The sequence below is a fragment of the Pseudomonas sp. CFBP 13727 genome (assembly GCF_014841915.1).
Lineage (GTDB): Bacteria > Pseudomonadota > Gammaproteobacteria > Pseudomonadales > Pseudomonadaceae > Aquipseudomonas > Aquipseudomonas baltica.
Window position 1 is genome coordinate 353,447 of the sequence record NZ_JACYUT010000006.1, and the last position, 13,486, is coordinate 366,932.

The following is a 13,486-nucleotide window of genomic DNA, read 5'->3' on the forward strand; positions in this document are numbered from 1 at the left end:
CCGGAGACGAGGTATCGGCATGGCCTGGCGCGGGCAGCTGCGCTCCTAAACAAGGAACGACTGCGCAGCGCCGATGCCTGAGCCTGTGAAGATGGACATACGTTATGCGAATATGAGCGCGCCGTACAACTCTCTACCATGGACAGACCGCAGGCGGCCGTAAATGATTCCTGAGCAATGGAGCTGACATGAAGCACGACGAGTTGAGTCGACGCAAGGATGACCACCTGGACATCGTTCTGGACCCGCTCAGGGCCGGCACACGGGCGGGTGCCGGCTGGGACGTGGTCCAGTTCGAACACTGTGCGCTGCCCGAACTGGACCTGGCAGACATCGACCTGAGCAGCTCGTTGCTCGACATCGCCCTGCGCGCACCCTTGCTGATCAGTTCCATGACCGGTGGCGCCCTGCGCTCCGTGGCGATCAACCGTCACCTCGCCGAAGCGGCGCAGGCGCTGGGCATCGCCATGGGTGTCGGCTCGCAGCGGGTCAGCCTGCAGACCGGCAACGACCAGGGGCTCACCCGCGACCTGCGGCGCATCGCCCCGGACATCCCGCTACTGGCCAACATCGGTGCAGCGCAGTTGCTCGAGAAAGACGGCATGGACCTCGCTCATCGTGCGGTCGACACCCTCGAAGCCAACGGCCTGATCATTCATCTCAACCCGTTGCAGGAAGCGGTGCAGCCCGAAGGCGACCGGCACTGGCGCGGCGTGCTGGCGCAGATCGCCCGTGCAGTGACCGTTCTGAAAGTACCGGTGGTGATCAAGGAAGTCGGCGCCGGGCTCTCGGCCAGCGTCGCGCAGACCTTGGTCGAGGCCGGCGTGCAGGTCATCGATGTGGCGGGCGCAGGCGGTACCAGCTGGGCCGCAGTGGAAGGTGAACGTGCCACCCGCGCGGCCGACCGTGCGGTGGCCATGGCATTCGCCGGCTGGGGCATTCCCACGGCGACCTGCATCCAGACCGTGCGCCAGGCCTTGCCCCAGGTACGCTTGATTGCCTCGGGCGGCGTCCGCGATGGCGTCGATGCAGCCAAGGCCATTCGCCTGGGCGCGGACATCGTTGGCCAGGCCGCTGCCGTGCTGCCAGGCGCAACGCTGTCCACCGAAGCGGTCATCGAACACTTCGAGGTGGTCATCCGCCAACTGCGCGTGGCCTGTTTCTGTACCGGCTCGGCCAATCTGACGGGCCTGCGCCATGCCCGCCTGCTGGGTCCGCAGGCCCTGCCTCGATGAGCCACTTCGGCGTCGTGGTGCCCGCCTACTACAGTCATTTTCACGCCCTGCAAGCTTTGGCCGAGGAACTGATGCGACGAGGCCACCGGGTGACGTTCTTCCACCAGGCGGACGCCGCGCGCTGGGTAACGGCTCCCGGTATCGGCTTCGCAGTGCTGGGCCAGGCCAGCCATCCGCCCGGCAGCCTGCAGCGCAGCCTGCGTCTGGCGGCAAACCCAGGCACACCGTGGGGCCTGCGGCAGATCATCGAGCAATTGGCAGCGACCACCCGCATGTTCTGTGACGAGCTGCCCGCAGCCTTGGCGCAACACGGCGTCGACGCGCTGTTGTGCGACCAGATGGAGGCTGCCGGCGGCCTGGTCGCGGAAAGCCTGGGGCTGCCTTTCGTGTCGATCGCCTGCGCGCTGCCGGTCAACCGTGAGCCGGGCCTGCCGTTGCCGGTGATGCCCTTCGCCTATGCCACGGACGAGCGCAGCCTGCACATGTACCGCGGCAGCACCCAGGTCTACGATTGGTTGATGAAGCCCCATGCGCGCGCTATCCAGAGCGCTGCGAAAACCCTCGGCCTGGCGCCACGCAGTGCGTTGCACGAATGTCTTTCGCCACTGGCGCAGATCAGCCAGACCCTGGCCGGCTTCGACTTTCCCCGCCAGCACGCCCCGCCCCACCTGCACGCCGTCGGCCCGCTGCGCAACGCTGCCATTCAGGGCCAGGGGCACTGGCCAATCGACCCGCAACGCCCGTTCGTCTTCGCCAGCCTGGGCACGCTGCAAGGCCAGCGCCTGGGCATGTTCAAGCAGATGGCCAAGGCCTGCCGCCACCTCGACGTGCAATTGCTGATAGCCCACTGCGGCCTGCTCGACCCTGCTGCGGAGCAACGCCTGCACCGCTTGGGCGCAACATGGGTGACCGATTTCGCCCCGCAGCAGTGGGCCCTGGAGCAGGCCGATGCGGTGATCACCCACGGCGGGTTGAATACGGTCATGGATGCCATCGCCAGCTCGACGCCCATGCTGGTGATGCCCATCGCCTTCGACCAGCCAGGCGTGGCGGCGCGGGTGCGCCATCACGGCCTCGGCCGCCATTTGCAACGCCGCGCGCGGTCTTCGCGCATTGCCCAGGTGCTGCGCGAGGTACTCGACATGCCGACACCGGCCTTTGCCCGCTTGAAGGCAGAACTGGCCAGCGCGGGTGGCACGGCCAAGGCGGCGGCTGTCGTCGAAACCGCAGTGCGCACGCGGCAACCCGTAGTGGCCGGAGCCCCGTCATGACCTACGACCTGATCCTCGCCGGTGCCGGCCTGGCCAATGGCCTGATAGCCTGGCGACTGCGCCAGGTGCGCCCAGAACTGAAGGTACTGTGCATCGATTCGCAGCAGAGCCTGGGCGGCAACCATACCTGGTCGTTCCACGATGGCGACCTGACCGCCGAGCAGCACCACTGGATCGAACCCCTGGTGGTCAAGCGCTGGCCTTGCTACCAGGTACATTTCGCCGAGGTCTCGCGGCGACTCGACAGCGGCTACGCCAGCATCACCAGCGAGCGCTTTGCCGAGGTCATCACCCAGGCCCTGGGCTCGAGCCTGCGCCTGGGCGAAACCATTGCCGAACTGGGCCCGCGACACGTGCGCCTGGCCAGTGGCGAGACGCTGCAGGCCCAGGCGGTGATCGACGGCCGCGGCGTGCAGCCCAGCCGCCACCTGGTGCTGGGCCAGCAGGCATTCGTCGGCCAGCTGCTGCGCCTGCAACAGCCCCACGGCCTGCTGGGGCCAATCATCATGGACGCGCGGGTCAGCCAGGGCGAAGGCTATCGCTTCGTCTACGTGCTGCCCTTTTCGGCCGATACGGTGCTGGTCGAAGACACCCATTACGTGGATCGCCACACCTTGAGCTGCGATCAGTTGCGCGAGCATATCGCCGATTACGTGCGCTGGCAGGGCTGGACAATCGCCGAGTGCCTGCGCGAAGAACAGGGCGTGCTGCCGATCACCCTGGCCGGCGATTTCGATGCGTTCTGGCAGCAAGCCGCCGGCCAACCCCTTTCCGGCCTGCGCGCCGGCCTGTTTCACTGCACCACCGGCTATTCGCTGCCCCATGCGGTGCGCCTGGCCCAGTGGCTGGAGGAGCAGACCGACATGGACGCCGACCGCCTGTTCACGGGTATCCGCGAACACGCACGCCAGCAATGGCAGGCGCAGGGTTTCTATCGCCTGCTCAACCGCATGTTGTTCCTGGCCGGCAAGCCTCAGGATCGCTGGCGGGTGATGCAACGCTTCTACCGCTTGTCGCCCGCGCTGATCAGCCGATTCTATGCAGGCCAAAACCACTGGCGTGACCGCGCCCGGATTCTCGTCGGCAAGCCTCCCGTGCCCGTCGACGAGGCCGTGCGCGCCGCCCTCAGATCTTCTCCCCGGCAGTTCGAGAACCCCCATGAATCCAGCTAAAACCGCCATCGTCATCGGCGCAGGCTTCGGCGGCCTGGCCCTGGCGATCCGTCTGCAGGCCGCAGGCATCCACACCACCTTGCTGGAAAAGCGTGACCAGCCCGGAGGCCGAGCCTATGTCTACCGCGACCAGGGCTTCACCTTCGACGCCGGCCCGACCGTGATCACCGACCCTTCGGCCATCGAAGAGCTGTTCACCCTCAGTGGCAAGCGCATGGCCGACTACGTCGATCTGCTGCCGGTCAAGCCGTTCTACCGGCTGTGCTGGGAAGACGGCACGAAGTTCGACTACGCCAACGACCAGGCCGAACTGGACCGCCAGATCCATGCCCTGAACCCACCGGACGTCGCCGGCTACCAGCGCTTCCTGGCCTACTCTCAGGCGGTGTTCAAGGAAGGCTACCTCAAGCTTGGCGCGGTGCCCTTCCTGTCGTTTCGCGACATGCTCCAGGCGGGTCCGCAACTGGCTCGGTTGCAGGCGTGGCGCAGCGTCTACTCGATGGTTTCAAGCTTCATCGAGCATGATCAGTTGCGCCAGGCATTCTCGTTCCACTCGCTGCTGGTGGGCGGCAACCCGTTCGCCACCTCGTCCATCTACACCCTGATCCATGCCCTGGAACGCGAATGGGGCGTGTGGTTTCCCAAGGGCGGCACCGGCGCGCTGGTGCAAGGCATGGTCAAGCTGTTCCAGGACCTGGGCGGTACCGTGGAGTTGAATGCCGAAGTGGCGAAGATCGACGTCGAGCACGATCGGGCCACGGCAGTGCATGCGCGCGACGGCCGCAGCTGGCGCGCCGACTGCCTGGCCTCGAACGCCGACGTGGTGCATACCTACGCCGACCTGCTGGGCGAGCACCCGCGCGGTCGACGCGAGGGCAAGCGCCTCAAGGGCAAGCGCTTCAGCAACTCGCTGTTCGTCATCCATTTCGGCCTGAAGCGCCCACAACCGCAGTTGCAACACCACACGGTGTGCTTCGGTGCGCGCTACCAGGCGTTGATCCACGAGATTTTCAACGGCGCCGAACTGGCGACGGATTTCTCTCTGTACCTGCATGCGCCCTGCGTCACCGACCCCAGCCTGGCGCCACCGGGCTGTTCGAGCCACTACGTATTGTCGCCGGTTCCGCACCTGGGCAATGCAGCCATCGACTGGTCGGTGCAGGGCCCGCTGTACCGCGACCGGATTTTCGAATACCTGGAAGAGCACTACATTCCCGGCTTGCGCGAAGATCTGGTCACCTGCCGCATCTTCACCCCGGATGATTTCCAGAGCGAACTCAACGCGCACCTGGGCTCGGCGTTTTCGCTCGAGCCGGTGCTGCAGCAGAGTGCCTGGTTCCGCCCGCACAACCGCGATGCGCAGTTGAACAACGTCTACCTGGTCGGTGCCGGCACCCATCCAGGCGCCGGGGTACCGGGTGTGATCGGCTCGGCCAAGGCGACTGCCGGGCTGATGATCGCGGACCTGCATTCATGAGCACGCCGGCGCCGGATCCGGCGCTGCGCGAACATGCCGAGCAGAGCATCGCCGTGGGTTCGAAAAGCTTCGCTGCAGCCGCCAAGCTGTTCGACGAACGCACGCGGCGCAGTGCGGTGATGCTGTATGCCTGGTGCCGCCATTGCGACGACGTGATCGACGGACAACAGGCCGGCCACGACGCGGTATCGATCAGCGCTGAAGAAGCGCAGCGGCGGCTGGCCCTGCTGCAGGCCCAGACCCGTGCGGTGTACGCCGGGGAGCCTGCCGGCGAACCAGCGTTTGCCGCGTTCGCCGAGGTCGTGCGCGAGCACGGCATTCCCGAACACAACGCAATGGAACACCTGGCCGGGTTTGAAATGGACGTGCTGGACCGCCGCTATCACACCCAGGACGACACGCTGCAGTACTGCTACCACGTGGCTGGCGTGGTCGGCCTGATGATGGCGCGGGTCATGGGCACTGACGATCCACGCACCCTGGATCGGGCCTGTGACCTGGGGCTGGCGTTCCAGCTGACCAATATTGCCCGAGACATCGTCGAAGACGCGCGTATCGGCCGCTGCTACCTGCCCGCGCAGTGGTTGGACGAGTTGAACATTCCGCTGCAGGCACTGGCCGCGCCTGAGCACCGACCGGCCGTGGCAGTGCTCGCCCAGCGCCTGGTCAACCTGGCCGAACCCTACTACGCCAGCGCCCAGGCCGGCCTGGCGGCCCTGCCCTGGCGCTCGGCCTGGGCCGTGGCGACCGCCGCCGCGGTGTACCGACAGATCGGCGTGAAGGTGGTTGCGGCGGGCAGCCATGCCTGGGATGCCCGCATTTCAACCTCGAAGGCGGAGAAGCTGGCAGCCGTGAGCCAGGGCGGATGGCGCGCCGTCAGCGCTCGCTGGCGGCAGTGGCCGCAGCGCCCTGCGCAGCTGTGGAGTCGGCCTCGTCCGCCTTGCGCAGCGGCCCCTGGTGCAGTGCGCGAAGCTGAGCACGCAAACGCGTCGTAGAAGGCGCGAACAGAAAGCCGAAGGAGACGCAGCGCTCCTTGCCCTCTACCGCGTGGTGCATCAAGTGCGCCTGGTAGAGGCGCTTGAGGTAACCACGCCGGGGCACCAGGTGGAACGGCCAGCGCCGGTGCACCAGCCCATCGTGAACCACGAAATACAGTGCGCCATAGGCAGTCATGCCCGCGCCGATCCACTCCAGCGGATGCAGGCCCTGGGTCCCCAGGGCAATCAGCACGATTGCCAGCCCTGCGAACACCACCGCGTACAGGTCGTTCTTCTCGAACCAGCCGGTGCGGGGCTCGTGATGGGAACGATGCCAGCCCCAGCCCCAACCATGCATGAGGTACTTGTGGGCCAGGTAGGCAACGCCTTCCATGGCCGCCAAGGTGATGAAAAAAACCAGGCTGTTGAGGATCACTGCTGCTCTCTGCCAAAGCGGGTAGGCCACTATCTTAACGCAACCGGCGCGACCCTGGCCGCCTGCTCATCGCTTGGTCAGCGCAAGGTCCAGGAAATGCCCGCGTAGACACCCAGGCCGTCGCCGGGGGTCGAGCGCGCCACGTCACGGCCCTGATCGTCATAGCCCGGAGTGACGGTGCTGGCATAGCGTTTGTTGGTCAGGTTGCGAACGTCCAGCCAGGTCTGCCAGGTGTCGCCCGGCGCGGCGTAGCCCAGGCTGGCACCGAACAGGGTATACGGCGCCGCGTAATAGGAATTGGCGTAGTCCACGGCAATGCGTGAGGCGTGTTGCACGTTGAGGCCGGTGTACACACCGCTGGGGTGGTCGTAGCGCAGTTCGGCCTGATAGTAATGCTCGGGCAGGCCGGGCAGACGGTTGTCACCGAACCGCGCATCGTTACGGTAGTGGAAGTCACTGTAGGTATAGGTTTGCCGCAGTGCCAGGCGGCCGGCCTGGTGGCCGTCCCACAAGGGGCTGTCCAGTGCCAGCTCGATACCTTGATGCACCGTCGGGCTGGCATTGGCCTCGCCAATCACTTGCGAGCGCGTGGCCGTGGCAGCCTGGGTCTCGACGCTGAGCAGTTCGTGACGCACCTGCGAGTAATACCAGGCCAGGTCCCATTGGCCGAACCAGGCCTCCCCTCGCCCGCCCAGTTCCAGGGTGGTCGCGCTCTGGTTGTCGAGTTCGACGCCGTTGCTCTGCAAACCCGTGGCCGCACCGCTGCCCGCCGCGAAGTAGCGGTTGGAGCCCCAGATCATCGACCACGGGTGCGGCGGTTCCACCGAACGACTGAGGTTGCCGAACACCTGCAACTGCGGGCTGTAGTCGTAGCGCAGGCCCAGGCGTGGCGCGTAGTCCCAGGCATGCAGGCTGACGCGGTCGTTGGTCACCGGGTAACTGACTTCCGTCTCGCGACGCGTGTACAGGGCGGCCAGTCCACTGGTCAGCCAGAGGTCCGGCAGCAGCTCCAGTTCGTTGCTGACGTACAGCGTATGGTCGGAGCCCTGGTAGCTGTAATCGCGGGTGCGCGTGCCAGGTGCATACCCAGCCGTGTTGCCGACGGGCACGCGGACGAATTCCGACACGCCGGAATTGGGCAATGCCTTGGTGCTGCGCCACCCCACTGTGGTCTTGCTGACATGCCCGAGCAGGTCGTCCTGGCGCACATAGTTCAACGTGCCGCTGACATCGGTGTAGGCCACCTTCATCCGATTGGTGCCTTCGCGCAGGTCCATCGGGTAGTCGTGATAGACCACCCCGGCTTCCAGGCGGGCACCGTCATCCAGGTGCCAGGTGGTCTTGTTGGCCAGCCAGGTACTGCCCGGCTGGATGCGCTTGGAGTCGCGCGCCAGGTTCAAGCCATTGGCCGCGCGAGGGTCGTGGGCGATCTGCCCGCGGGTCAGTCTGCCGGGCGTGTCGTTGTCGGTCTCGCGATAGCGGAAGAAAAACCGGGTCTCCAACTGCGGGCTGAAGCGATAGCCGAAGTTGCCTGCAGCGCCACGGCTGCCGCCGGCGCTCTGGTCCTGGAAGCCGTCGTAGCTGGAATCGGTCACGCTGAAATAATAGTCGGCATCCCCCAGAACCTGGCCGGAACTGACCTGGCGCTTGCTGTAGCCATGGCTGCCCACTTCGTAGCGCAGCTGCAATCTGGCGGCGTCGTAGCCGGTACGCGTGACATAGTTGATGGCGCCGCCCAGGGCCAGCGCGCCACGGTCGAAGCCATTGGCTCCGCGCAGCACCTCGACACGGCTCAGCCACAGCGGTTCGAGCAACTCATAGGGCGTGCCACCAGGGCCGGTCAGCGGCAGGCCGTCGAACATCTGGTACAGCCCCGAAGAATGCGCGCCGGGACCGCGGTTGATGCCCGAACCACGGATGGAGATTTTCGCACCTTCGTTGTTGGCAGCGCGGGCATAGATGCCTGCCTGATTCCTGAACAGGTCTTCATTGCCCGCCAGCCGCCCGCGCTCAATCGCGTCGGCGTCGATCAGATTGGTACCGCCCGGGACCGAGTGCAATGCCAGACCTGCCTCGTCCAGCTCGCTCACGCGGGCCTCGCTGACCTCGACAGCCGGCAATTCCATGACCTGGGCCGCGAGGGCACACGAAGGTGCGCCGAACACGGCTGCCAGGCCCAAGGCAGGCCATCTGGGCGTGCGTGACAGGGCAATCGAAGACAGGCAGTGGGGACGGCCCCCGACATGAAGACGGGGCGCAGAGGGTTGCGGCATGGAACGGATCCTTGAAGAGCGGTATACCCGAGAACGGTCCGGGTCTGGCAAGCGGCGCGGCCCCAGCCTCGGGCCCGTTGGGGAGGATTGACGCTCGTGATGGCCCAATGAGCACATTGGTGGGTGAAATGCCCCGCAGCGGTCAGACTTCGCTGCGCAGTTCCTCGAGATAGCGGGTGCCGCGCACGGTGAGGGCCAGCCGCGTCCGGCTATCTGGGGTGACCGTGGTAACCACGTAACCGACCAGCAGCAAAGCGCGCAGGGCGAAACCGTCCTCGCTGCCGAATGCCTGCCATTGGGCGCTCTCTATCAGCGTCAGCAGCCGCTTGTAGTTAGCCTGGTCTTCCGTCATCGCTAGCCAGCCTCCGTTGCATCCATTGCACGTGCCGCCAGCTTACTCAAAAGCATCGACCAGGGCACAGGAAAAAGCATGCTGGAGGATCTCGAGCATGGAAGTGGCGGCTGCGGCCGAGCCGTGGAAAAACCAATGGCAGCAGGGAGGCGGTTTCGGCCAACATCAGCTATAGCTTTTACAGCCCCGGGCAATTTCAGCCGGTTTATTCCCCTGCCTTCTCAACATCGACCGTCAAGGGTGACTCCATGGCTTCCATCGAAGCGGTACTAGCAGGGCTCGACCCGCCCCTCAAACATGAAACCCACATGGAAGAAGGGCTGCTCAACCTGACCCTGATCGACCCCAATGTCCCCGCGCAAGTGATGCGCAGCCTGTCGCCCCATGAATACAAGGACAGCACCACGTTTCGCCTGCTGGTGCTGTATGCGGTCAACGAAATTCGTGGCAAGGGGTCCCATGCGCCACTGGAAGTGATGCCTGCCGTCGAGTGGGACTCGCACACCTGATTGCAGAGGGCTCGCCAGGCAAGCGACAGCTCGTCGCTGTGCCACACATTTTCTGAATCTTTCCTGCGTATCACAACTCAATGATGAGTCAACGCAGGAGATCACCATGCCGAACCCAACACTGTTCATCATTGACTACCGGCTCCATGGAGCGGAAAAGTCGTTCATCATCCGTCTACCGACCCTGAACAATGCCGATGCCTGGCATTGGGCAAGTTGTGATGCAGGGGTCGGGGTCATCCCCAAGTTCGGCCGCGAACGGGTGCAGAAAGTCAGCAAGCCCAAGGCCGAGCAGTATGGTATTACCGATGTGCGCTGGAGGCCGTCCGGCCAGCAGGCACGTGAAGAACTGGGAATCGAAACGGCTCATTGAGCCGTCCGATCTGCGCTTCGCTTCATCGCCTTGGTATCATCCGCTGTTGCAGGACCATGCCGGGGGTTGCCCACGCAACCCCCGCAGCCGATCCGCAGTCACCCTCGCCGCACCCTCGCTCACTCATCGAACATCGGAATGATTCCTGATTCCGCTGAGCATATCCGCTTGAACTTCCCGGTTTTGGTATCCCTCTGCTGATAACCATCCCTGATCAAGAGGCTGAAGAACATGAGAGCACTTACCTACCACGGCGCTCACGACGTCAAGGTCGACACCGTTCCCGACCCCCAGCTGCAGGATGCCGACGACATCATTCTGCGCGTCACGGCCACCGCCATCTGCGGCTCGGACCTGCACCTGTATCGCGGCAAGATACCCACGGTCGAACACGGCGACATCTTCGGCCACGAGTTCATGGGTGTGGTCGAGGAAGTCGGGACCGGCGTCACTGCAGTCAGCCCCGGCGACCGGGTGGTCATCCCCTTCGTGATTGCCTGTGGCAGCTGTTTCTTCTGCAACCTGGACCAGTTCGCCGCGTGCGAGACGACCAATACCGGCCGCGGGGCAATTCTGAACAAGAAGTCGATTCCACCAGGCGCGGCGTTGTTCGGCTTCAGCCACCTTTACGGCGGCGTGCCCGGCGGGCAAGCCGAGTACGTCCGTGTGCCCAAGGCCAATACCGGGCCGTTCAAGGTGCCGGGCACTCTGGCCGACGAGAAAGTACTGTTTCTTTCCGACATCCTGCCGACCGCTTTCCAGGCAGTGAAGAACACCGAGATCGGCCAGGGCTCAAGCATTGCCATCTACGGCGCCGGTCCCGTCGGGCTGCTGTGCGCTGCCGTGGCGCGAATGCTCGGCGCCGAGCGTATCTTCATGGTCGATCACCATCCCTACCGCCTGGCGTATGCGCAACAGGCCTACGGCGTGATTCCGATCAACTTCGATGAAGACGATGACCCTGCCGACACCATCATTCGCCAGACCCCCGGCTCACGAGGTGTCGACGGCGTGGTGGATGCGGTGGGTTTCGAAGCCAAGGGCAGCACCACTGAAACCGTGCTGGCGGCATTGAAGCTGGAAGGCAGCAGCGGCAAGGCACTGCGCCAGTGCATTGCCGCTGTGCGCCGTGGTGGCGTAGTCAGCGTGCCTGGTGTGTACGCCGGGTTCATCCACGGCTTCCTGTTCGGCGATGCGTTCGACAAGGGCCTGACCTTCCGCATGGGCCAGACCCACGTGCAGCGCTATCTGCCGGAGCTGCTCGAGCACATCGAAGCGGGCCGCCTGACGCCTGAAACCATCATTACCCACCGCATGTCGCTGGAACAGGCTGCCGAAGGCTACAAGATCTTCGACAAGAAACAGGAGGACTGCCGCAAGGTCATTCTCACGCCTGGCGAGCCGACCATCGAAGCCCCGGTTGTCGAGCCTACCGCAGGCGTCATTCCGGCGCTTTGAGGTACCCCACAACAAGGCTGGGCAGTGCCCGGCCTTGGCCACTGCAAAGCAACGGACCGGGATAACCGATCGACATGGGATGAAACGATCGCCGAGGGCCGCTGTCTAGAGCAGTAACACCCATTGATGTGAGTCATCCCATGTTGAAGTTTCTTGGCAGTACCGTCGGTATCATCTTCCTGATCGGCCTGGTCGTGGTCATCGGCCTGTTCAAGCTGGTCTTCTGAACCCTGTCGGGGCACTCATCGAGTGCCCCTGCCCTGCCTGGGCCGCTGTGCACTCGCCGCTATCTCCAGAATGTCAGCCGCCTTTCCCGCCACTGCCTGTCAAACGGCGCCCGCCATCGCCACCCCTTGCCGACCTTCCAGCTTGACCTGATACATTGCCTGATCGGCCGCCTTGAGCAAGGTGTCCAGGTCTTCACCGTGTACGGGGCACAGCGAGATCCCGACGCTGCCCGACAGTGACAGCGCACCGACGCTGGTGCCGATTGGCAACTCGATCGCATCCAGCAGCTGCTGCGCCTTGAGGATCACGCTGTCCGGATTGGTCAGATCGGAGACCAGCGCGACGAATTCATCGCCACCGTAACGCGCGACCGTGTCGTAATGGCGCACCGTCTCGCGCATGCGTTTGGCGAGTGCCTGCAGCACCTGGTCGCCCACCGCGTGGCCGTGCTCATCGTTGATCTGCTTGAAATGGTCGAGGTCGATCAGCATGACCGCGAATGGGACGCCTTGCTCGGTCCAATGCTGAAGTGCCTGGGTGAAGCGGTCTGCCAGCAGGTAACGGTTGGGCAACTGGGTCAGGACGTCGTGGGTGGCCAGGAATGCCGAGCGCTCATGCTCCAGTTCGGCGGCCTCGATGGCCGAGAAATGCCTGACCAGCACCATCGGCACCACCACCAGGCTCGCCATCAAGATTGCCAGAATCAACAGATTTCCCGGACCCAGCACGTCCATCAGGCGTAGTTGCCGTTGAAAGCTGAGGGAAACAGGTTGCGTAGGACTGTCCACGTACACACTGTCGGTCAGCCGCGGCAAGGCAAGTTCGTCCCACCAACGCCCCGCCACCGGCTCCATGGCGACCACCTGGCTGGGGCTGTCTGTGCTGTGCAACTGAGCACTCACTGCCACACGCGAGTCGCTGTTGTGGCGCACGATGGCACCGAGCAGTGCATCGGTCTTGATCAGCAGCATGGCCACCATGGTGCTGCCGAAGAAATTCGGCAAGGTGTGCTGGGTATCCTCATCGGGGCGCGACACCGACTTCATGAGAATGTAGGCGTTGCCGCCTTCGTGCAGGGCGAACACCGGCGACACCACTGGCAGCGGGTTCTGACGAATACGCGCCAGGGCGTTGGCCAGGTACGGCACGGTTTCCAGGCGCACGCCATAGATGACGCTGGCCTGCGGCAGCTGCGGCGACATGAACAGGATGGGCCAGGTCGCTTCCGCCATGGCTCGCGACCCGCCGACCCCAGGCTCGGCTGGCGCTACGCCCTTCATGTGCGCGTCTTTGACCTCGAAATTCTTCAACTCGAAATCGGGCAGCCAGGTGCGCCGCAGCAATGCCGTGAAATCGAATTGCTCGTCCACCGGGACACTGCGCGCCACTTCCAGCATGTAGATGTGCGGGTACGCCGCCAGCACGGCCGCGCCGTAGCGGGCTGCCGCATCGGTATCGCTCTGCTTGACCGCCTGCAGGAATGCCGCAAAACCTGCCAGTACGGCATCGTTGGTGTCGAGCTGATTGCGTACGGTGCCGGCGATGCTCTGTACATACTCGGAGAAGCGGGTTTCCTGCCGCTGGATTTCGGACCGCAACAGCGAGAACGCCGAAAACACGATCAAGCCGAGCGCCAGGCCGATAAAACCTGCGAGCGATGGGCGGCGTCTGATCAACATCGTGGCAATATCCAACGCACGGGCGTGCACGGGCAGCAAGTTTCGG

13 protein-coding genes are annotated in these 13,486 nt (G+C 64.5%); 9 read left to right on the forward strand and 4 right to left on the reverse strand.

What is annotated here, in order from left to right; all coding sequences use genetic code 11:
* Positions 1 to 188: 188 nt before the first annotated feature.
* Genes fni through IFT76_RS19300 form a run of 5 tightly spaced genes read left to right on the forward strand, consistent with a single transcriptional unit; the run spans position 189 to position 6,150 of the window.
* Complete coding sequence (gene fni, locus IFT76_RS19280; protein ID WP_192059853.1) at positions 189 to 1,235, forward strand: type 2 isopentenyl-diphosphate Delta-isomerase; 1,047 nt, start codon at positions 189 to 191, stop codon at positions 1,233 to 1,235.
* Complete coding sequence (locus tag IFT76_RS19285; RefSeq protein WP_192059855.1) at positions 1,232 to 2,506, forward strand: glycosyltransferase; 1,275 nt, start codon at positions 1,232 to 1,234, stop codon at positions 2,504 to 2,506. Before fni ends, IFT76_RS19285 begins: the two co-directional genes overlap by 4 nt.
* Positions 2,503 to 3,678 carry a lycopene beta-cyclase CrtY gene (gene crtY, locus IFT76_RS19290; RefSeq protein ID WP_192059857.1) on the forward strand — a complete coding sequence of 392 codons (1,176 nt, stop codon included), beginning with the start codon at positions 2,503 to 2,505 and terminating at the stop codon, positions 3,676 to 3,678. The genes IFT76_RS19285 and crtY overlap by 4 nt, the downstream gene beginning before the upstream one ends.
* A complete protein-coding gene (locus IFT76_RS19295; RefSeq protein ID WP_192059859.1) occupies positions 3,665 to 5,155 on the forward strand; it encodes a phytoene desaturase in 1,491 nt (496 codons plus the stop codon). Before crtY ends, IFT76_RS19295 begins: the two co-directional genes overlap by 14 nt.
* The gene (locus IFT76_RS19300) at positions 5,152 to 6,150 is read left to right on the forward strand and encodes a phytoene/squalene synthase family protein (protein ID WP_192059861.1); all 999 of its coding nucleotides are present in this window, start codon (positions 5,152 to 5,154) and stop codon (positions 6,148 to 6,150) included. The genes IFT76_RS19295 and IFT76_RS19300 overlap by 4 nt, the downstream gene beginning before the upstream one ends.
* Here the strand turns inward: IFT76_RS19300 and IFT76_RS19305 are convergent.
* The 3 genes from IFT76_RS19305 to IFT76_RS19315 form a co-directional block, all read right to left on the reverse strand.
* Positions 6,032 to 6,568 carry a sterol desaturase family protein gene (locus tag IFT76_RS19305; protein WP_122477356.1) on the reverse strand — a complete coding sequence of 179 codons (537 nt, stop codon included), beginning with the start codon at positions 6,566 to 6,568 and terminating at the stop codon, positions 6,032 to 6,034. The two genes, IFT76_RS19300 and IFT76_RS19305, sit on opposite strands and share 119 nt — an antisense overlap.
* Positions 6,569 to 6,645: 77 nt before the next feature.
* Positions 6,646 to 8,841, reverse strand: coding sequence for a TonB-dependent receptor family protein (locus tag IFT76_RS19310; protein ID WP_244647980.1), 2,196 nt, complete (start codon positions 8,839 to 8,841; stop codon positions 6,646 to 6,648).
* 142 nt (positions 8,842 to 8,983) lie between these two features.
* Positions 8,984 to 9,193, reverse strand: coding sequence for a hypothetical protein (locus IFT76_RS19315; RefSeq protein WP_122477353.1), 210 nt, complete (start codon positions 9,191 to 9,193; stop codon positions 8,984 to 8,986).
* Positions 9,194 to 9,441: 248 nt separating this feature from the next.
* On the opposite strand from IFT76_RS19315, the gene IFT76_RS19320 reads away from it, so the two are divergent.
* The 4 genes from IFT76_RS19320 to IFT76_RS21095 all read left to right on the forward strand — a co-directional run bounded on the left by IFT76_RS19320 (position 9,442) and on the right by IFT76_RS21095 (position 11,760).
* Entirely contained in the window at positions 9,442 to 9,702 is a 261-nt protein-coding gene (locus IFT76_RS19320) for a hypothetical protein (RefSeq protein ID WP_163007545.1), read from the forward strand.
* A 106-nt stretch (positions 9,703 to 9,808) separates the two neighbouring features.
* Positions 9,809 to 10,075, forward strand: coding sequence for a DUF6555 family protein (locus IFT76_RS19325; protein WP_122477350.1), 267 nt, complete (start codon positions 9,809 to 9,811; stop codon positions 10,073 to 10,075).
* Between the two features lie 231 nt (positions 10,076 to 10,306).
* A complete protein-coding gene (locus IFT76_RS19330) occupies positions 10,307 to 11,533 on the forward strand; it encodes a zinc-dependent alcohol dehydrogenase (protein WP_122477348.1) in 1,227 nt (408 codons plus the stop codon).
* A 128-nt stretch (positions 11,534 to 11,661) separates the two neighbouring features.
* Positions 11,662 to 11,760 carry a hypothetical protein gene (locus tag IFT76_RS21095; RefSeq protein ID WP_446730936.1) on the forward strand — a complete coding sequence of 33 codons (99 nt, stop codon included), beginning with the start codon at positions 11,662 to 11,664 and terminating at the stop codon, positions 11,758 to 11,760.
* A gap of 99 nt (positions 11,761 to 11,859) precedes the next feature.
* Here IFT76_RS21095 and IFT76_RS19335 read toward each other — a convergent pair whose 3' ends face one another.
* Positions 11,860 to 13,440, reverse strand: coding sequence for a GGDEF domain-containing protein (locus tag IFT76_RS19335; protein ID WP_192059863.1), 1,581 nt, complete (start codon positions 13,438 to 13,440; stop codon positions 11,860 to 11,862).
* Positions 13,441 to 13,486: the final 46 nt, after the last annotated feature.